This window comes from Polaromonas sp. P1_G2, from assembly GCF_056405515.1.
In genome coordinates this window covers 1-547 of sequence record NZ_JBFUBY010000817.1, presented here as the reverse complement: position 1 = coordinate 547, position 547 = coordinate 1, and the positions used below count along the sequence as shown (strand labels likewise).

The following is a 547-nucleotide window of genomic DNA, read 5'->3' as shown; positions in this document are numbered from 1 at the left end:
GGCCTGACGTTGGACCGCCGGCCGCTCGGCATTGTATCCGGCGATCTCCCCCTGGATTTTCGCCAGCCGGGTCTCGTCCGGCATGTAATGTTGCGGATCGCTCAGGCTGTCCATCTGTTCAATTCCGGGAATACCGAAGCCATGCGTTACATTCACGCACCAGCGGAGCTCTTTATTCATGGTTCATGTCTGGCAGCATCGGCAAGCAGCAAGAGCGCCTCCGAAGACAACGCGGATATGAAGCGCCAGCAGCAGCCGACCATATCCGCAGGCAACAACCACCATCTGCACGMAAAAAAATACACGCCTCTCTTTACATCAATTGCATTCATGCCATAGTCATTTTCAATCATTGCTTGCGGGAGGGGAGTCCACATGTTCGGTTCACAAGTTCTTGATACGGGGATCGGTCTGGCGCTGTTGTTCGCCTTCATGAGCCTCATCGCAACCAGTCTGAACGAAGCTATCGAAACTATAGTGAAAGCGCGCGCCAAGCAGCTGGAACAAGGCATTCGCAACATTCTTGACGACCCGCATGGGACTGAGG

2 protein-coding genes are annotated in these 547 nt (G+C 54.4%); both read right to left on the bottom strand.

Going from position 1 to position 547, the window contains the following annotated elements; all coding sequences use genetic code 11:
• Positions 1–180: hypothetical protein (locus tag AC1D0P_RS27775; RefSeq protein WP_477679675.1), on the bottom strand; the 180-nt coding region annotated here is incomplete at its 3' end.
• Positions 177–353, bottom strand: coding sequence for a hypothetical protein (locus AC1D0P_RS27770; RefSeq protein WP_477679674.1), 177 nt, complete (start codon positions 351–353; stop codon positions 177–179). The genes AC1D0P_RS27770 and AC1D0P_RS27775, both read right to left, overlap by 4 nt.
• Positions 354–547: the final 194 nt, after the last annotated feature.